Here is a 19,516-nt window from a genome sequence, read left to right as displayed (position 1 = left end):
TGTGTTTTGTCTATTTCCATAAATCGGATGGGTATGTTCCATCTGATTGGAATGTTTCAAATTGTTTTAGTACCATTGGCTTGTCATCTTGGTAAGTAACACCAAACCAACGATCTGGGGTGTCAAGAATACGAACTTTGAGTTTGCCTTCTTTAATTAATGCTCCAACGTCATTTGGAAGTAGCGCTTCTGATTTCATTGGATTTGAAGCAACTTCATCTTTGAGGAATGTTTCGAATTTGCCTTCCATCATTTCAAAGATAGCCGGTGTAAAGCCCCAGAAGTTCATAGATACTTGTGTTCCATCTGCAATAAGATGTTGATCGTCACCACCAACAACACCCGCTTCAGTACGACGAATTCCATCAACTTCGACGATATCTGTTAGGTATCCACCTTCGTTTTGGCATACACCACGTGTTACTGTTCCATTATCGGTAATTGTATTGTCCACGATGTAACCCATCATGGATGCGTTTGTATCTGTAACTTCTTCGTTGAGGAAACGCGCCATTTCAACAAATGCGTGTTTACCATAATAGTCATCAGCATTGATAATGACAAACGGTGTATTCACGGTATTACGTGCTGCAAGGAGCGCATGTGTTGTTCCCCATGGTTTTTCACGGCCTTCAACACCTTCAAACCATTCTGGAACATCCGTAATGTTTTGGAATGCATATTCAACTTCGATATGTGGGCGTACTTTCGATACGAGAACTTCTTCAAAAATATCTTTGTGTTCTTCTCGAATGATTAGTACTAATTTTTTGAATCCTGCTTGGATTGCATCGTAGATTGAGAAATCAATGATAGCTTCACCACTTGCACCAAATTTATCAATTTGCTTTAACCCACCGTAACGGCTTCCCATTCCGGCTGCTAGAATTACTAAAGTTAGATCTTTCATAGTATCCTCCTATTGTCTTGTTCATTGTATCATAGTTCAACTTTTGATTCTTATAGTATTTTGTTTTTGACTCGTGAATCATTGTCTTTTCGGTCAATCACGAAACTTCATTTTTTTTGTTTATTTCTCATCTTGCTTTTTATTGTTAATTTGAGTATCATTGAAATGCACATGCCGCCATAGTTCAATGGTAAAATAGAGCAATGGTAATGCTCAGTTCCGAGTTCGATTCTCGGTGGCGGCACCATATAGAAATTAACCCACTATTTAGTGGGTTTTTTAATGATTTTATTGACTTGGGGATACAGTGGGGATACATCTTTTACTATTCTGCATTTTTTCAACTTCAATGGTTCAATATACTAAAGACACGATTTCTCGTGTCTTTAGTATATTGAACCTTGGTGCTCATCAAGTTAGCTTCGCAAATTAACTAAAAGATTTATTTTCGAACTATGTCATTTAGTAGTTTATATTCGATGCCGGTGATACAAATAACAGCAATTGCTATATAATGAGGAATCATCCCTTTTAAGTTGGCTAAAAATAGTAGCCAAATTATTGATGAATTCCCTACTAGTATGAGTATTTCAAGCACAATCAATTTACTTTTCATTACTTCGAACTACTCCAATGAATAGTTGTTGTGACATGTGCATTCCCACTTGACCCATTTCTTGAACGAACAGTACGACCATTCCAACCTAATACCGTTCGACTTGAACCTTGACTACTTCTACTTAGACGAATTTCAACAGGATTTCCATTAGTGGATAAATTGGCAATTTGACTATAAAAGTGTGCATCTAAGACATCTACCACCGCCAGCGCAACTGAGATAACTGGTCCATATTTGGGGATTGCAGAAAACGCAAGGTCAAATAAATATTTTAAGGCAGTTTCTGATCCAGATGATTGGTTTTGAGCAACATATTTACTTGCAAGTGATGCGGTTAAGTATAAAGTTGTAACTTGTTGACCATACCCCCTTGTTTTGACTTCCCAATATGTCGTTGCTGAATACTTCCCTGAAGGAAGAGAAACATATGTTTCAGTTATCGCTCTTTTACTTCGCTGTTTCGTTATCAAATTTGACTCGTCTAATGAAGCTATGTTTATCGTATAATCTGATTTCATGTTCTTTTTATAAATCACGTACTGTTCTAAAATCATTATTATTTCATCACTATCAAGTTCTTCATACAATCGCTCACTGTTTGGAGTAAAAACTGTATTTACTAATAACTCCATATCATCATCAGTTATATTACGCGACCCTTCCGCATTAACTGGCACAACTACAACCATAAACATCAAAAGAGATAAAACGGAAACACTAAACATCTTAAATAATTTATTCATTTTCATTTTCTCCTTCTACCTTTCGGTTTATAGGAAAAACGTAACATATGTGTTATTTGTGAAATAGTATACTTGATTAAAATGTTGTATTTGATGTCTAAAACGCAAAAAAAACAAGAACAAAAATGCTTGCACATAAATTATATCATAAAGAAATCGTATCCCACCCCCTGAGATACGATTCTTTTCAAATGACCCCCACCGATCATTTGAGTTGTGCTACCCCTGCCATATATAAATAATACGCACTGTATAGTGCGTTTTTTATTGTTTTCATTTATTTAAAACCGTACAAATGCTATTTTCACTACATCACTAAACCAGAAAAATTAATAAGAAAAACTCGGATAAGGAAATAATCAGAAAATCATCATCACTCCGAAAATCTATTTCAACAGATAAAAGACATGATTTAACATGTCTTTTATCTTACAATCTCTACAAAGAACAATCCCTCAGAGAAGTAAATCTTCTTCTGTTTGCCATCAATCGTTGCGAGGTACATTTCGCATGTGTATCCAGTTTGGCTCTTCACGAAAGATCTAGATTCAAATTCAGTTATCTCAAAGCGCTTATCACCCCAGTACATAGCGAGCAAGTGTATTTTGCCGCTTGCATTATATATTAACTCTACATCTACATTTACGCGTTTGTAATAGCCTTCCATATGTTATACATTAATGACGATGAATCAATGGTTGTTAAACTAATCCATAATCTGTATGTAGAAGATGGTATGTCTATACTAAAAGTTGTCGAGTAATTAAGAATTAATGGATATATGAATGGAAAACTAAATTGGAATGTACATAGTGTTCGTCGAATTCTAGAGAATACAGTGTACATAGGAATGGATTATAGAAAAGACTTGGATAAAACATTCTATAAAGTAGCCCCACCTTTGGTTAGTGTAGAATTAAGAGAGAAAGCTATTAAGCTATTAGGTACAAGAAAACACAATAGTAAGAAATCAACTAAACACCTCTATTATCAAAAAGTACGATGTTTTGATTGTGACAATATTTGTATTAACGATAAATCATCAAAAGGATGTCGCTACTACCTATGCTCAAAGTGTTTAAAAAGATATAGTGAAATAAAACTTGATGATGAATTAGGCTTTGAGATTACAACAGAAATATTAGTGAGAACCAACAAAACTCTTTCGGAAGAAGCTAAAAAAGAATTTAAGAAAATTCAGCAAAAAGAAAAAATAGTTCAAGAATTGTACGAAGAAGAACAAATCAGTAAGAATGCATATAGAATTGAAAAGAAGTTCATTAGCCAATCTCGTAGGCTGTATCTCCAAGAGTTAGCATCTAAATCAAATCTGCCTATAGACTGGTTTCATTTGTCGATCGTTCAAAAAAAGAAGCACATCAAAAAAGTCGTAATCGAAGTGTCTGTAAATATGAGAAAAAGTATGTTATAGATACTGAATATAAGTAATAATGTCTTCGAATTGTTCAAGCGACGAATATTTTTTATTGGATAACAAGTTTATCGGAAAATGAAAGCGTTTACTTCTTTCTTGAAATTGATATAATGACAGTAATATAGCCATAGAAAGGAATACAAATATTTAAAAACTGAATAAGGATTTCTTTTTCAAATCAAGGAGGTATAACCAATGAAAAAGATTTTGAAATTAGTTAGTGTATCAATTTTATCTTGTATGATGGCATTGTGTTTGATAGTTCCTGTAAGTGCTGAAGAACAACCAGGATTATATGAAGTCACAATAGCAGATATAAAAGAAGAGTTATCAAATGAAGAAATTATTCAAGAATTAATAAATTACACCACCGAAATAAAATACGAATTGTCGATAACGTCTGATTTTGAAAAGAAAATTCAACTTACGCAAATGATTGAATCTTTATCAGAATTATTAAACTATGTAGAAGTTCCAGAAGAAGATAAAACAATCGAAAGTGGATTTCGACGTTCTTCGCAGTATGACGATGAAATACAACAGCAAGGATATGCTACAGGAAAATCAAATGCCGCTTTAATAATTGCTTATTTTAAAAACAAGGGGTATAATTTGTCAGCTGAATTATTAACATATGCTACTGTCAATAAATCAAAAAATAATACTTACTATCCAACGAATGGTTCAAAAGTACGAAGTTCAGATTTTTTTAATAATTTAGTTTCTACAAAAAACCACAGTGGGTCGTCATCATTTACAGGATCAAACTCAAATATGGATTTGTATTATGCAATCCATCGTTTTAATTATACGTACACCGCATCAAATAAATTATTAGTAATATCTGATTATTATGATTTTGCATACGAGGATAATTATGGAGGATTAGCAGGGGTGGCAGTTCGAGCTATGTATAATGCTCAATATTATGGAGCAATTGTTCCATACAACGTAAGAATTCAACAATATAAATAAGAAATAATTTAATATGAAAAAATCATTTATAAAACTTACAGCATTTTTTTTACTTTTATCACTTTCTGCATGTAACCAAAGCAATGAAACAATGCGATTTAATCAGTGGAATTTACTTAAGCCTACTTCAGAGTTATTATATAGCTATTCTGATAAAGAACGAGGCATACATGGTGATGGTGTTGACTGCTATGTTTATAGACTATCTCCAGATTATAAAGAGTATGTTACTGATTTTTTAAAAGACAGCGATATTAGTATAACTAACCCAAAATCTATATTAAGTTTTCCTAGTGATATAAGTGAAGAAATATTTAAAATTAAAAATACTGAGATAATCGAGTATTTAAATACTTTGGACAATTTATATTTAGCATTAGTTCCTAATAAAAATGACAAATTGTTAATTATTGTTGATGAGAGCAATGAAAGAATTAGTTTTGTTTTTTCCTTTTATTAAACAGATGACAAGCCACTTTATTACAAATGGTGCTTGTCATCGCTATGAAATAGTGCCATAATTATAATGCAAAGTTCAATTACTTAAGCGTATTTGAACAGAAACTAATCAAGACCCTTTACACAATCGGCACAAAGTTCGATTATGTTAATAGGGGTGCCACCATTCAAAGAAAAGCAACTTCTGATTTTAGCTAAATCAGAAGTTTTTTAATGATATTGCTTCAGTAATTCGAAAAAATAATGAATTAGATTTTTACTTTTCAGATAATCTCGTTCATAAATGTCGCAAACAACTCAGTATAAAATCAGAAGCTAAACATTATCAATATAAGAAACTAGGCGATAGATTTAGGGCATAGATAATTGTATAACGTCTATTTCTTATACATAGGGGAAAGGAATAAACACACTTTTCCATATAACAACCAGTAAAAATAGAATTATAGGAATGAGTTTTCGATATGTTTTGTTTGATTTCCTCTCTTTTGATTGACTTCTTATGTCTATTAATAAGATTAGAAAAATAATCATAAATGATGCAATATCTACATCTATTGATTTGTATTTAAAGAGTATTCCGAAGAGTAGATTTACAATTACAATTGCATAAGAGGATCCTGTGAGATTTTTGAAATCAGTCATTAATAGTATACTCACGTGTAAGAGTTGTACCATAAACCCAAACAGAATAATCAGCATTTCGATAGACATCGATTTTAGCTTTTAACCTTGTTACGCCGTCAACTCTTGATTGAGTTCTCGTGATGGTATAGTACAAATCAGTCCCGTACGAAACTCTTTGATATACTGCAGCTGAAAAACCTAATAGTGCTGGTATTGGATTACCAAATGTTAGAAGACTAGCGGCCATTCCAGCAGCCATTGAATATACCGATGACCCGTTGTAACTACCATAACTGATGGTAGTTCTTTTCGGATAGTCATATCTGTCTCTTTTTATTCTTTTGAAGTCTGTTCCAAACAACTCCATATTTATTAGATCCATCTCCGTTTGAGTTATAAAGACTATTTCTGTAGTCTCAACTGTGGCATCAGCTCTTATGATATCTTCATCCGCGCTCACAGGTATTGCTATTCCTATTATCAATAATGTGGATAGAATGGAAATACATAACAGTTTAAGTAGTTTACTCATTTTCATTTTCTCCTTCAACCTTTCGGTTTATGAGAAAAATATATCACAGGTCTTTTTTATGAATACACGGTATCTGTTTGAGTGGTATAACATACGTTTTTAAGTGGTATAACTTACGCATCAGATGCATTTTTTAAAGACATAAGATACGTAATTCATGCCATTATTCCGATGTATGTTTCACCATGATGTATAATACGCAAATACAAAGGGGAACATTATGAAATCAAAATATACTATTGTTATCGGACTTTTATCCGTAATCATTTTACTTTTAATTATCGTGATAATGGGGTCGGGAATCTACATTTTCAAAATTTTGCCAGAACACAACGTAACAGAGTCTCACATTCAGACACCACTGCAAACAAACTCCGGGAAGCCAAGTGATTCGAACACTATTACCCCTACACCTGACACCACCGCATCTGCATCACCTGATGCAACAAGCCTCACAATCGATACAGTCGATGCATACCTACATGACTATGCAAATTATCGATACACATATAAACAACAACATGGTTACATCAATGATTTTTCAATGACAGAAATCGGTGTAAGTCAAAGTGCCAATAAGGTAGGTAAAGTTTTTCAGGTTACTTATGACCGATACGGACACAAAAAACAAGAATTCTATTTTGTCGGAATTGATTTCCAACAAAACGCAAGCCAGCTCATCATTTCTGATTTGGTTGACGAGAGCGATGACACTTTGAAAGACCTCGTTGAAGATGTACGAGATAAGGGATTTATCATCGTATTAAACCAATAGTACTTCACCTTACATCATATATTGCGGATAATTTTGTAATCGATATAAATATTTATTTCCGTTCATTTTTGTTTAGTTTTAAGCAAGTTCGAACAATCTCATGCTGTACGATTGCGACCAATTAAACAAACTCCACCATTTATTCTTATTTACTTTATAAAAGAAACCGCATTCATATCTTTACTCATGGGATAAAGTGTGATAATATTTAAAAAGAATATGACCAAAACATTCAATAATACTTTACGCTATTATTACATGCTTCATATTTTAGAGGGAGGTATTATTCTATGGAATCAGGAAAAGTAAAATTCTTTAACGCAGAAAAAGGCTTCGGCTTTATCATCGTTGACGGATCAAACGAAGAAGTATTCGTACATTTTTCTGCAATCGTTTCAGAAGGTTACAAAACATTAAACGAAGGCCAAGCAGTATCATTTGATATTGTTGAAGGTCAACGTGGTAAACAAGCTGACAACGTACGCGGTTTATAAGAACTGAATACAACAAAAGGAGCCTCGGCTCCTTTTTTATTTATCTTTGAATCAAGCGACGCTTGATTTTTTTTAGCGATTTGTGACTTTCATCACACGTGCTTGTTGGCTTCGTGTTTGGTCATCAATCTTCAACTCAATGTATCGAATTGTTTCTTTGATATCTGGAATTGTTTTATATTCGAGAGCATTAACTCTACGGCGCGTTAATTTAATCTCTTCCGACAGCATGAAACATTTTTTCTCAAGGGATGCCAGATCTACGATTCGTTGAAGACTCTGAGCGCCCTCTTCCTGCATCGTATTAACATGGGAATTCGTTAGAAGCACCGAAGTTGTTTTGGCTGGTGCTTCCCCTTGAATCAGTTCATAATGTGGAATATCAATGCCCATAACGGATTGAAATTCCATTTTTAAACTTGGTGATGATTGATTGTTTCTTAATATCGCATTCAAAGTTTGATTACTTAATTCTAATGATGCGTAATTATATTCTTGATTCAGAACATCAAATTCATAGTCAACTTGCTTGCGAAGACTTAATGCATCTTCATAATACTCCATAAAATTACGAATCAAGGCATCCTGCTTTTGTTTCAATAAGCGGTGTCCTTTTTCTGCAATCAACAAGCGTCGTTGTAGATTTTTAAGTTCCATCCGTGTTGGGTTAACTTTTAAACGAGCCATATCAATCCACTTTCTTATAGTATTTATCAAGATAGACATCACGAACACGTTTTAACTCAGCTTTAGGTAATATCGAAAGCAAATTCCACCCCAGGTCTAATGACGCTTCTATGCTTCGATTTGTATAAAATCCTTGACCAATAAACTCACGCTCAAAACGACGTGCAAACTCTAGGTATTTTCGGTCGGTTTTCGAGAGTGACCCTTCTCCAAGAATTGCTGCCAACTCTGCCGTTTCCTTACCACGTGCATAGGAAGCAAAGAGTTGATTCATTACATCAGCATGATCTTCACGGGTTTTACCTGTACCAATTCCTTTATCTTTGAGACGGCTCAAGCTCGGTAAAACATCAACGGGTGGTGTAATATCTTGTTGATTTAAATCACGAGACATAATGATTTGTCCTTCAGTGATGTATCCCGTCAAGTCGGGAATTGGATGTGTCTTATCGTCTTCTGGCATTGATAAGATTGGAATCATTGTAATGGATCCATTTCTATTTTTTAGTTTACCTGCACGTTCATAGAGGGTTGCAAGATCTGTATACATATATCCTGGATACCCTCGACGTCCTGGAATTTCACGTCGCGATGCTGAAATCTCGCGTAACGATTCTGCATAGTAGTTCATATCACTCATGACTAAAACGACATGCATATCTTTTTCAAATGCGAGATACTCTGCTGTGGTAATCGCCATGCGTGGTGCAAGAATTCGTTCTATTGCTGGATCATTCGCAAGGTTCACAAACATAACTGTTCGATCAATTGCTCCAGTTCTTTGGAATTCATCTTCAAAGAAACGTGACTCTTCAAAAGAAATTCCCATCGCACAGAAAACAACTGCAAAATCAACATCGTCATCTAAGACTTGGGCTTGACGTACGATTTGAGCTGCAAGTTCGTTGTGTGGCAAACCTGATCCAGAAAAAATCGGCAATTTTTGTCCAACAACCAGGGTATTAAGCACATCAATTGATGAAATACCTGTTTGAAGAAATTGGTTGGGATATTCGCGAAGTAACGGATTCATGACACGTCCATTTACGTCTCGCTCCGCATCACCAAGTAACAGTGGTCCATTGTCACGAATCACGCCTTTTCCATCAAAAACGCGACCTAACATCGTTTCCGATACTTTCAGACTCATTGGTTTCCCTTGGAAGTGAACCCGTGTTTCGTCTGGACGAATTCCCATACTTGATTCATACAGCTGAATAATTGCTTTGTCATCCTCTATTTCAAGAACACGTCCAATTCGACGGTCGTGTTTATCGATGATGATTTCCACATGTTCATCAAACTGCACATTTTCAACATTTTCAACAATGAGAAGCGGACCAACCACTTCGTTAATGTTCTTATAACCCTTCATGATTGTCCCCTTCCTTTAATGTCATAAATTCTTTTTCTGCTGCGTCTAATATTTTTAAAAGTTCTGGTGTTTTGTCACTTGGTTGATATTTCATGCGTGAAATATCGTAGAGTATCTCCATATTTGTAATATCTCCAATTAGAATATGATCATGAATGAGATATTCTTTTGCAAGGGCATAGAATCCTAAAATGACAACCATCATATTGGCTTGCTTTTCATAGGAAGTATACGTATCTTCTTCTTGGAAGGCATTTTGTTGTAAGTAGTCTTCGCGTATCATGCGTGCTATTTCCAATTTTAAGATGTCTTGGTCTGATAGCGTATCTTTTCCTACGAGTTGAACAATTTCTAACAGTTGTTGCTCATCCTTAAGAATCGACAAGGCTTCTTGACGATTTTTTACAAAATGTTTATGAACATTTTGTTTCAAAAACCGTTCTGTAGGTTTTTGATATAGCGAGTAACTTTCAAGCCAATCGATAGCGGGAAAGTGACGCATGTGAGCGAGTGATGCGTCTAAGGCCCAGAATACCTTAACAATTCGAAGTGTAGCTTGTGTTACCGGTTCTGACAAATCTCCCCCAGCCGGTGATACAGCTCCAATCATTGTCACAGATCCTTGTTGTTTGTTTAATGTTTGGACCACTCCCGCACGTTCGTAAACATCAGCCAACCGTGAACTTAAGTATGCAGGATACCCTTCATCTCCTGGCATTTCTTCTAATCGGCCACTCATTTCTCGAAGAGCCTCTGCCCACCGAGATGTTGAATCAGCCATGAGCGACACATCGTAGCCCATATCGCGGAAGTACTCAGCGATCGTCATTCCTGTATAGATTGATGCTTCTCGTGCCGCTACGGGCATATTCGAGGTGTTTGCAATAAGAATTGTTTTATTCATAAGGGGTTCTTTAGTACGGGGATCTTCAAGTTGTGGAAATTCATTCAAAACATCTGTAATTTCATTCCCACGTTCGCCACATCCAATATAAACAACCATGTCCGAGTTGGACCATTTCGCAAGCTGGTGTTGAACAACTGTTTTTCCAGACCCAAAGGGCCCTGGAACACAAGCCGTTCCACCTTTAGCTACAGGAAAAAACGTATCAATAATTCGTTGTCCTGTAATCAATGGTTCATTCGGCATTTCTTTTTGCAAGTAGGGACGCGATTTTCGAATGGGCCAATAGGACATCATCACAATGTCATGGTTTCCTTCTTCGTTTTTAATGACAACTACGGGTTCTGTAACATCCTTCATTCCTGGGTAGACATGGATGACTTCACCCTTTAATCCGTGAGGAACCATAATACGATGTTCAATGCCATTTTCCATGACATATCCGACAATCTCGCCTTCAGTTACAAAATCAGCGATGGCAACTCTTGGGATGAAGTCCCATTTTTTTGTTTTATCGATGGCATCATAATGAAGGCCACGGGCAAGAAATTCTCCAACATTATTGGCATACGTTTCAAGATTTCGTCCCACCCCATCTAAAATTTGCGACAAGATACCTGGTCCTAAAACGATACTGAGTGGACGATGTGTTGAAACAACTGGCTCACCAATTTTGATGCCTGATGTTTCCTCATACACTTGGATAGATGCTTTATTGCCACGTATTTCTATTATTTCACCGAGTAAATTCTTATCTGATACATAAACGGTGTCGTACAAGCGCGCACTTGGGATATCTTTCGCGACCACTAAGGGTCCTGATACTTTGGTTATTGTTCCATAATTCAAACTAATTCCTCCTAAACTTTAAGCGTTCCAATCGCTTGTTCAATTGATTCGTGGAGCCGCTTCTGTGCTTCTTTATGGGACCCAACGCCATCCGATAACATCACGATGGTTAAAAGTGGGTCGGTATTATAATTGTTAATGGCTTCTTTGTGGTCTCGATAAATCGTTTCGTCCACAAGGATAAGTTCTTTTTGGTTTTGTTTCAGTTCGCGTAGTAATGGTGCTATTGATTCATGACGTTTAACGCGATACACTGCGATGCCCATACTCTCAAGTAGCGCGTGGCCATCGTCATAGGAAAGATAGAGTATATTATGCATCATATCTCCTTATATATTTTTCAATCGGCGTATCTAAGTACGGACGTTTTAGATAAATCTTAAGATTGTTGAGGCGCAACATATACTGAATTGCCAGTACAAATGTTGCATCTTCAGTCGTTAGATCTCTAAGCATATCATCAAAGAAATGAAATACCGTCTCATCAAAACATCGCATGATGTTATCGATCGTTACAGCACGCATCGTCGTGTGATAGGGACTGTGACTCAATAAATGATTCACATCAGCATACCGTTGGTATGCTTCCGCTGGAATTAAGCCAACTGCACTTGTATCAATTTCCTGCTTTTGCATATGTCGAAGTATATTCGCATAATCAAGTAACATTGCAGCGTAGCGATTGGCTGTTTTAAGGTGAAACGATTGTTGGCATACCTCACGCAACATGTAGTCAAGTTGCTGATCAACCTTTTTTGAGGTCTCGAGATCATAGGTTAGCGTAATCAGTTGGATATACTGTGCATCAATTCCGTGACGGACAAGCATACTTTTAAGATCCGAAACATGCTCATTGATGATCGCATCGGCAGCATACATATTGAGTCCTTCTTGACCTGATGCGCGTTGAATTTCTTTATTTAAGGATGCGATTTCGCGATTCAGGAGCACATTAAGCATTGAAACACTAGCATTCATGATGGTCACCAAACAAAATTTGATAGATTTTTGTCGTGAATAATTCTCGATTCATCTCAAAATATTGTTTGTACTCTACATTCACATCATAGTTATCGTAATTGAGTACAAAACCATTTTGAATGGATGAATCACAGACAACTTGGTATCCTTGGCCAAATGTTTCCAAACACACTTGATAATGCGCTTCGCAGATCAAAATACGAGGTTTTTTCGTTTCGTCTTTGCTCAAAGCATTATTCATTAAGAGCATTGTTTGTTCTGGGCTTAAGGCTTCAAATGTCGCAATCACATCATCATAAATTCGTGACACAAATTCATGTTTGAGATTCTCAACCCGCTCATGCTCATGTTTCTCGATATTTCGAAATGTTCGTTTCTCAAGTTGCTTGGCTTCCGCTTCAATTTTTTTAAGTCGAAGTGATTGGCGTTCATTACCTTCTTGAATCATCTGATCATAGAGTTTTTGACCTGCTTTATGAGCCTGTTCTACCGTTTCTTGAAATGATGCATCTGCAGATTTTTGAATCGATGCTAAGATCAATTCAAATCCTGTTTGAGTCATTAGAACGTCACCGTACTTAAGATAATAATTGATGATACAAATGCTAACAATGCGTAAGTTTCAACCATAACTGCATAAATGATATTCTTTGTCATTTCATTTTCGTTACGCGCTAGCAGATGAACACCTGATACGGCAACACGAGCTTGTGCAAGTGCGGTAGGCCCACCAACAATAATCATTGGCAAACATGCCATAAAGATGTATAAGCCTTCTTGTAAGCCCATCCCGACGTGCAAACGGCTTAACGTCATGATTGCAATAACAAAACCATACAAACCTTGCGAAGCAGGCATCATTTGAAGTAAAAGACTCTTACCAAATTTCTCTGGCTCATCAACAATTAAACCGGTTGTTGCTTCACCAACCATACCGACTCCTTTTCCACTATTGTATCCTGGAATTGCAACGACAAGCCCCATTCCTAAGACCGCAAATATGAGGCCTCCGTATTCCATAAAATATTGCATGAATGACATATTAATACTCCTTTTCTAATTTAATGTATGTTGGTTCTTCAATAAAGTTTTTAAAAGGTTTTCCCCCACCAATGAAGAATTTACCGAAGAATTCGACGTATGTAAGTCGTGCTGAGTGAACATACGAACTCAAGCCACTTATTAATAAGTTAAAGGTATGGCCAAAGATAAAGATGATGACTCCGGCAATAACACCGATAATGCCCATGCCACTGACCATATCAACCATCATGTTGAAAGCTACACCAATTGATGCGCCCGCTAATCCTAATGCCATTAAACGAGAGTAGGAAACAACATCACCCAGGTAATTGGTAAGGCCATATAAACTGTAGAGTCCTCCGGCGGCTTTACCTCCAAGAGATTTTGCATTACGCCCATTTGTGAGGACAATACCAACCATCCCGATGAGCATCGCAATTTGGGCATATCCCATATAAGCCACATAAGCATCGGTAAAGAGTTGCGTCACAAAAATACCCACACCTGAAAGTGTCAAGTACCAAAAAATGACATCGTATAAAATGTAACGTTTTTTATAATCACGGTAATAGATATACCCTTTTACCCCTAATCCTACGAATAAATGAACAACGCCAAACATAAGCGCCATAATCAACACACGGTTGTATTCACTGTTTATATCAATAACTGGTGTCAGTGGAATTAAACCACCAAAAAATGAGCCATACATAAGACCCCAAAACATAGTCGGTACACTTACGTACAGCAAGAGGCGAACCATATTTTCCACACTTGGTTTAAGTGTTATTCTTTTGAGTACAATTGATAAAATTATTGCCATTACCAAACCATAACCAGCATCAGCCAGCATCATTCCGAAGAAAAATGCATAGAACGGTGCCAAGATCGGTGTTGGGTCTAATTCATTATATTGTGGTTGAGAGTACATGTTCGTAATCGGTTCGAATGCTCGAGCAAACCGTTTATTTCTCAATTTAATGGGGACCTCACGCGAATGAATCGGAGCCGCTTCGAGACTTAAGTCATAAGCCCCTTGCGTTGCCGCATCAATCATGGTTCGAAAGATACCTTCGTCATCTGTCTCTACCCAACCCCGAATTAGTGTAACGTGAGATGATGTTTGAAATTTCAATTTTTCAGTTTCGCGAAGTGCCTCATTTCGTAGCGCTTCATAATGTGCTTGGAGAATTTCCGTATAGAGACTTACCTGTGTTAAAATCTCATATTCATTCTCCCGTTTATCTAAAATATCTTGAAGTGTATTTTTCATCTTCTGGACAATATCTTGGATATGAAGTGATGTGGATGATCGATATTCCATATCATATTTTTCTGTAATAATTGATACTCTTTCAAAGTTCTCAGATGATGGAATGATAACAAAGACACCATAGTGGTCACCTTTTTCAAATTTATGCATATAATACAACGAATCAATCGGGTTTAATTCATCAAGGATTGCAGATACGTTCTCCGCTGGAACATTACCAATAATCGGTTTTTGTTGAATTAAACTACGGATTTCTTGTGTTGTTAGTGATCCTTTACGAATCGGACTGTGATGGATAAATTGCTTAAAAGTTTTCTTATCGTGTTCATTAAATTCCAAGAATAAGTCAGTAATCGCACCCAAACTGTGTTCCTCAATGACAGCATTGAGTTCACTCAATGACATTGATTGGATGCCAAGTTGGTTCATACGATCCTTCTTCTTATTTTTCTTATCAAGTTCTTTGATTTTTTTTAATACAGTTTGAATATGTTCTTGTTTTTCAAGATTTCGGTCGAAATCATAGGTTGAGTTATAGTGTGAGAAACCTTCGTAGACTTCTGGATTTTCTGCAAACATAACTGTTTGAAATTTTTGCATTTCGCTCATTATATGATCGACATTTTCCGAATTTACAAAGAGTTTGTATTCACTCATTTTAACAATCGCCAAACTCAAACACCTCCTCAATGATTGAATTTAATGCAACGTCTTTTTTGGCTTCATAATATGCCGTAATCTGTGCTTCTGATTCTTGCGACTTTGCATGCAAAAGCTGACCTCGAGCCTTGGCATTGTGAACTGCTTGAGCATTGCGTTGCTTTTGCACCTCAGTTTGCACTTTCTGTTGCTTGGCACAGTCTTCTTGTGCCTTGTGCCTGTAGTCACTCACAATATCGTCATAAACCTGGGATAGGCTTTCAATCGTGTCTTGATATGACTTTTCGACAGTCCTTATCGCTTCTATTTTTTTATTCAATAATCTTCACCCTCTCTTATGAAAAACTGGTCAATACCTCGGCACTGCGTTCATACAACGCATTATGTGGTATCGCTAGTGACTGCTCGACAAGATCAGTAATTTCCCGTTTACTGATTGGGTATACTTTGGTTAACCCATAGATTCCTTCAAGCGTTACAACGAACATAAGTTTTGGATGTTGAATTTGAAAGTATCCTTGAGCCTGACCTTCTTCAATAATTTGCTCGACAATCTTTTCCGCAAACTTAAGATAACGTTCATGAAATGATGTAATTAAATAAGCATCTTCTTGGTTTGGATGGATTGGTCTTAGCCCGTAGTATGGATGAATTTCATAGAAAGTATCGAGTAGAATCAAAATTTTATCTAAAACGTCGTGTCCATGATTGGATAAGCGTTGACTCAAAATGGATACCTGTTCTTCACACAGACTATCGACTACTGCATCTAGAATTTCATCTTTGGATTTAAAGTAGTAGTACAACAAACCTTTGGCCACACCAACTGCTTTCGCAATTTGTGTAATCGATGTTTTGTCCACACCATACTCTGTAAAAAGCTCATAGGCTTTTGCTACGATTTCTTTCTTTCTTACTTCCGGTAATTTATGTTCTGCCATAGTTTCACTCCAATTTTCTAGATTATATTTCAATATTGACCATTAGTCAATTAGGTCAATTGTATCATATTCCAAAGATTCCAAAGACCATTCTTTAAAATATCATCTAATCTTTTGAGTGCATCGAGCGTTCTTAGATGTCTTGTTTAAGGGACGATATTATATTTCAGTGATAATCTCTATGCTCCTTTTTGCGGAAATCTTAACAGACCCTTAACCTTCCAAATATCACGGAAACACCACAATCATTTCACGTCATTTTCATATTGAAATTGCTTTTCTTTGAATCAATGACAAAAAAAAACAGACCGGAGTCTGCTTTTTCTTATTTGAATTCTTTAACTTCGTTTGTAATTCGCATTTTCGACATTGTATTTGTTTCTTTATCGAATGTGAATGAGATACCCGCATTATATTCACCATACTCTAAAACTGTACGGTAACTTGATCGATCATCAATAATTCCTTTACCATATGCTGCTTCAACCTCTTCAATTGTTGATGCTTGAGTAATACCACCTGGTAATTCAAATTTTAGTGGTGTTGTATCTTTATCATATGTAAAGTTAACAACGAATGAGTTTGAATAGTAGTTCGCATTGTTATCGTAGTTCAAGACACCCATGCGTGTTGTGTAGTTGTCGTAGCGTAGATCTACTCCAGACTTACTATCGCCAGATGCTAAGACTTCGTCATTTGAGACTAGTGTCCATGAGTTTTTCACAAATTCAGGAACTGGTGCTGGTAAATGATAAACGACATCATTTATTTTAATGGTAAAGCTATTCCACTTTTCACCCAATGCACTTGGTGTTTTATATTTAGCATGAATTGCTGGCGCGTCTTTTGAAACTTCACCATTGATATCATTTATAACGGTATCGTCTAATTCTGAATTAAAGACACTTATTTCGATTAAACGCATGCCTTTACCATCATAATTGATGAATACAAAACGGTAACCACTGTCTCCATATTTGTCTTTATTATATGTTAGAGATTCGTAGTCTTTGTCTTTACCTTCGTGACTTTCTGATGGTTCTCCAAATTTCGCAATAATGTCTTCTTTTTTCGATTCAAAACTTAACCCACCAGAAAGTTGGACATTGGCTATTTTGTCGTCAGACTGATAGGCTCCTTCCATCGTTAAACTAAAGATGTATCCTTCTTTAGCTGTGATAACACTGTTACTTGGATTTATAACCCTTGCAGAAACCTGTAGATCATCTTTTTTGAACGTAATCAGTTCTCTACGATCTGGTTTGATTTGGATTGACGCATCATCAGTTGGTTTCCAACCTAAGGCCTCAAAATCTGAGAACTTCATTGGTAATTCAATCTTCTCACCTTCAAGTGCAAAGACCAATTCATATTTGTCTTCTGGCAACTCTACCTTTTTCGATTTACCAGATGTTGTACATCCTGATACAACACCTAAAACTAAAAGTAGTACCAGAAATTTTCGCAGCGTGTGCTTCATATTATTTCCCCCCGAGTTTCACAAGCCTTTTAAATAGTATCTGTTTTGCTTGATATACATAGTTTATCAAGGAATTTCACACATATCGCACACACATTCCTAACTCACCACTACATTCTTCATTACCGTGATACATTGGAAACACTTCGCGAGTTTTTAGCTTAGGCTTGTACAATACTTGCTTTTACTCACAATTATTCGCCTGAGCACATCCCATCCCAATATCTTGAGAGTGTGCTATTCTTGGTTTTAGAGGAGGTCTACCCATGAACAAAACATTTCGAAACATAAGCATCGTGTTTGTAGGCATTGTTTTAATCGTTACAGTGATCATGTATGCACAACGACATACATCACCCAAAAAACCACAAGGAGAACCAACTATGATTGATGTATCAACCGAAACACTCGTAAAAAGCGTTACCGATTCTGACCTTACAACTTTACAGGCAATCCTGAACACGGGAACCTACGAAATCAATGCCACGAACTCTAAGCAGGAACCCCTTATCCTTATCGCAACTCACAACAATAACATAGAGATTGCGCAACTGTTAATCGATAACGGTGCCAATGTTAACCTTCAAGATACAATTCAAGACTCAGCGTACCTCTATGCTGGTGCACAAGGACGGACTGAGATTTTGGATTATATGTTACAGCATGCTGATATCGATTTTTCCGTAGTTAACCGATATGGCGGCAACACACTCATTCCTGCAGCTGAGAAAGGTCATATTGATACCGTACGCTTGCTGGTCGCAAATCCGAACATTGATATCAACTTTCAAAATAATTTTGGCTACACGGCACTTATTGAGGCCGTAGCACTTACCGATGGAAGCAAAACTTATCAAGATATCGTCCAAATACTCGTTGACAACGGTGCAGATACCAACATCCGAGATAACAGCGGCAAAACAGCCCTTGACTATGCCCAAGAGCGTCAGTTTGATGCGATGATAGCAATCCTCCAATAAATATAAAAAAAGATATCTGATGGCCCAGATATCTTTTTTTTTGTATACATTAACCGGTATACCGGTATCATTATAGTTTTATTGCAGTTTCTTCTTCATTGAAAGGCGTTACCCCATATCCGGTAACAAAACTATTATAGTTTTTTTCTTTATGATTCGGTTCAATATGTTACGAACACCTTATTTGATGTTACAAACGTAAAAAAAAAGTGGTAAATTACCACTTTCCTTCTTTCAACTCTTGATAGACACGTGAGATTGGGAGTCCCATTATGGTGTAATAATCACCGACAATAGACTCAACAAACAATGCCGCATGTCCTTGGATACTATAGCTACCAGCTTTATCCATTGGATCTTTAGTTGCTACGTAATTCTTAATTTCTTCGTCACTCAGTTCAAAAAACGTTACTGTTGCTTTGACTGAGAAGACACGTTCAAGGTTGCTTGAAATCAACGCTACGCCAGTAATGACTTCATGCGTACGACCTGATAATGATCGTAACATGCTACATGCGTCTTCTTCATTTTTAGGTTTACCCAGTACTTTTCCATCCAACACGACAACTGTATCAGAACCCAGGACAATATTATCCTGTGAACCTTCGAATACTGATTTGGCTTTACGGTGGGCCAAATCTTCGATTTGTTGTTCAATCGTAAGTGCTGTATTTAAGACTTCATTTGATGTTGGTGATTCAACACTAAATGGTATTCCTAAAAATGTAACCAATTCGCGACGACGTGGGGATTGGCTCGCTAAAACTAATTTCTTATGCATAAACTTCCTCTTT

At 36.5% G+C, this 19,516-nt stretch carries 21 protein-coding genes and 1 tRNA gene; 7 read left to right on the top strand and 15 right to left on the bottom strand.

Annotated elements, in window-relative coordinates; all coding sequences use genetic code 11:
* Positions 1 to 10: 10 nt before the first annotated feature.
* Positions 11 to 910 carry a nucleotidyltransferase family protein gene (locus tag GVV19_RS08455; RefSeq protein WP_159647037.1) on the bottom strand — a complete coding sequence of 300 codons (900 nt, stop codon included), beginning with the start codon at positions 908 to 910 and terminating at the stop codon, positions 11 to 13.
* Between the two features lie 173 nt (positions 911 to 1,083).
* Here GVV19_RS08455 and GVV19_RS08450 point away from each other — a divergent pair.
* Positions 1,084 to 1,157 (top strand) — tRNA-Thr (locus GVV19_RS08450).
* Positions 1,158 to 1,525: 368 nt separating this feature from the next.
* Here GVV19_RS08450 and GVV19_RS08445 read toward each other — a convergent pair.
* Positions 1,526 to 2,272, bottom strand: coding sequence for a hypothetical protein (locus GVV19_RS08445; protein WP_159647035.1), 747 nt, complete (start codon positions 2,270 to 2,272; stop codon positions 1,526 to 1,528).
* A 781-nt stretch (positions 2,273 to 3,053) separates the two neighbouring features.
* Between GVV19_RS08445 and GVV19_RS08440 the strand changes: the two genes are divergently transcribed.
* From GVV19_RS08440 to GVV19_RS08430, 3 genes are all read left to right on the top strand, one after another.
* Positions 3,054 to 3,704 (top strand): hypothetical protein, encoded by a 651-nt coding sequence (locus GVV19_RS08440; RefSeq protein ID WP_159647033.1) that lies wholly within the window; start codon positions 3,054 to 3,056, stop codon positions 3,702 to 3,704.
* A 198-nt stretch (positions 3,705 to 3,902) separates the two neighbouring features.
* A complete protein-coding gene (locus tag GVV19_RS08435; RefSeq protein ID WP_159639715.1) occupies positions 3,903 to 4,682 on the top strand; it encodes a hypothetical protein in 780 nt (259 codons plus the stop codon).
* A 13-nt stretch (positions 4,683 to 4,695) separates the two neighbouring features.
* Entirely contained in the window at positions 4,696 to 5,142 is a 447-nt protein-coding gene (locus GVV19_RS08430; protein WP_159639716.1) for a hypothetical protein, read from the top strand.
* A 636-nt stretch (positions 5,143 to 5,778) separates the two neighbouring features.
* Here GVV19_RS08430 and GVV19_RS08425 read toward each other — a convergent pair.
* Complete coding sequence (locus tag GVV19_RS08425; RefSeq protein WP_159647031.1) at positions 5,779 to 6,300, bottom strand: hypothetical protein; 522 nt, start codon at positions 6,298 to 6,300, stop codon at positions 5,779 to 5,781.
* 220 nt (positions 6,301 to 6,520) lie between these two features.
* On the opposite strand from GVV19_RS08425, the gene GVV19_RS08420 reads away from it, so the two are divergent.
* Complete coding sequence (locus GVV19_RS08420) at positions 6,521 to 7,075, top strand: hypothetical protein (protein ID WP_159647029.1); 555 nt, start codon at positions 6,521 to 6,523, stop codon at positions 7,073 to 7,075.
* A gap of 290 nt (positions 7,076 to 7,365) precedes the next feature.
* Positions 7,366 to 7,569, top strand: coding sequence for a cold-shock protein (locus GVV19_RS08415; RefSeq protein ID WP_159634380.1), 204 nt, complete (start codon positions 7,366 to 7,368; stop codon positions 7,567 to 7,569).
* A gap of 72 nt (positions 7,570 to 7,641) precedes the next feature.
* Here GVV19_RS08415 and GVV19_RS08410 read toward each other — a convergent pair whose 3' ends face one another.
* The 11 genes from GVV19_RS08410 to GVV19_RS08360 form a co-directional block, all read right to left on the bottom strand.
* The gene (locus GVV19_RS08410; RefSeq protein WP_159647027.1) at positions 7,642 to 8,256 is read right to left on the bottom strand and encodes a V-type ATP synthase subunit D; all 615 of its coding nucleotides are present in this window, start codon (positions 8,254 to 8,256) and stop codon (positions 7,642 to 7,644) included.
* A gap of 1 nt (position 8,257) precedes the next feature.
* Positions 8,258 to 9,631, bottom strand: coding sequence for a V-type ATP synthase subunit B (locus GVV19_RS08405; RefSeq protein ID WP_268891707.1), 1,374 nt, complete (start codon positions 9,629 to 9,631; stop codon positions 8,258 to 8,260).
* Complete coding sequence (locus GVV19_RS08400; protein ID WP_159647025.1) at positions 9,618 to 11,384, bottom strand: V-type ATP synthase subunit A; 1,767 nt, start codon at positions 11,382 to 11,384, stop codon at positions 9,618 to 9,620. The genes GVV19_RS08405 and GVV19_RS08400 overlap by 14 nt, the downstream gene beginning before the upstream one ends.
* 11 nt (positions 11,385 to 11,395) lie before the next feature.
* Positions 11,396 to 11,707, bottom strand: a complete 312-nt coding sequence (locus tag GVV19_RS08395) for a V-type ATP synthase subunit F (RefSeq protein ID WP_159647023.1) — start codon at positions 11,705 to 11,707, stop codon at positions 11,396 to 11,398.
* Entirely contained in the window at positions 11,697 to 12,362 is a 666-nt protein-coding gene (locus GVV19_RS08390) for a hypothetical protein (protein ID WP_159647021.1), read from the bottom strand. The genes GVV19_RS08395 and GVV19_RS08390 overlap by 11 nt, the downstream gene beginning before the upstream one ends.
* Positions 12,352 to 12,927 carry a hypothetical protein gene (locus GVV19_RS08385; protein WP_159647019.1) on the bottom strand — a complete coding sequence of 192 codons (576 nt, stop codon included), beginning with the start codon at positions 12,925 to 12,927 and terminating at the stop codon, positions 12,352 to 12,354. Before GVV19_RS08385 ends, GVV19_RS08390 begins: the two co-directional genes overlap by 11 nt.
* Positions 12,927 to 13,406 carry a V-type ATP synthase subunit K gene (locus tag GVV19_RS08380; RefSeq protein ID WP_159634392.1) on the bottom strand — a complete coding sequence of 160 codons (480 nt, stop codon included), beginning with the start codon at positions 13,404 to 13,406 and terminating at the stop codon, positions 12,927 to 12,929. The genes GVV19_RS08385 and GVV19_RS08380 overlap by 1 nt, the downstream gene beginning before the upstream one ends.
* A 1-nt stretch (position 13,407) precedes the next feature.
* Positions 13,408 to 15,333 (bottom strand): V-type ATP synthase subunit I, encoded by a 1,926-nt coding sequence (locus GVV19_RS08375; RefSeq protein WP_159647017.1) that lies wholly within the window; start codon positions 15,331 to 15,333, stop codon positions 13,408 to 13,410.
* Positions 15,320 to 15,640 carry a hypothetical protein gene (locus GVV19_RS08370; RefSeq protein ID WP_159647015.1) on the bottom strand — a complete coding sequence of 107 codons (321 nt, stop codon included), beginning with the start codon at positions 15,638 to 15,640 and terminating at the stop codon, positions 15,320 to 15,322. The genes GVV19_RS08375 and GVV19_RS08370 overlap by 14 nt, the downstream gene beginning before the upstream one ends.
* A gap of 16 nt (positions 15,641 to 15,656) precedes the next feature.
* Positions 15,657 to 16,262 (bottom strand): TetR/AcrR family transcriptional regulator, encoded by a 606-nt coding sequence (locus GVV19_RS08365; RefSeq protein WP_159634398.1) that lies wholly within the window; start codon positions 16,260 to 16,262, stop codon positions 15,657 to 15,659.
* Between the two features lie 325 nt (positions 16,263 to 16,587).
* The gene (locus GVV19_RS08360; RefSeq protein ID WP_159647013.1) at positions 16,588 to 17,742 is read right to left on the bottom strand and encodes a hypothetical protein; all 1,155 of its coding nucleotides are present in this window, start codon (positions 17,740 to 17,742) and stop codon (positions 16,588 to 16,590) included.
* Between the two features lie 266 nt (positions 17,743 to 18,008).
* Here GVV19_RS08360 and GVV19_RS08355 point away from each other — a divergent pair, with 266 nt between their 5' ends.
* Positions 18,009 to 18,722, top strand: coding sequence for an ankyrin repeat domain-containing protein (locus tag GVV19_RS08355; RefSeq protein WP_201288207.1), 714 nt, complete (start codon positions 18,009 to 18,011; stop codon positions 18,720 to 18,722).
* A gap of 217 nt (positions 18,723 to 18,939) precedes the next feature.
* Here GVV19_RS08355 and GVV19_RS08350 read toward each other — a convergent pair whose 3' ends face one another.
* Positions 18,940 to 19,503: a Maf family protein gene (locus GVV19_RS08350; RefSeq protein WP_159647011.1), complete on the bottom strand. Its 564-nt coding sequence runs from the start codon at positions 19,501 to 19,503 to the stop codon at positions 18,940 to 18,942.
* Positions 19,504 to 19,516 lie beyond the last annotated feature (13 nt).

The organism is Erysipelothrix anatis, from assembly GCF_009828745.1.
Taxonomy (GTDB): Bacteria; Bacillota_I; Bacilli_A; order Erysipelotrichales; family Erysipelotrichaceae; genus Erysipelothrix; species Erysipelothrix anatis.
The sequence above is the reverse complement of the archived record's forward strand: the minus strand, read 5'-3'. Positions and strand labels throughout refer to the sequence as shown.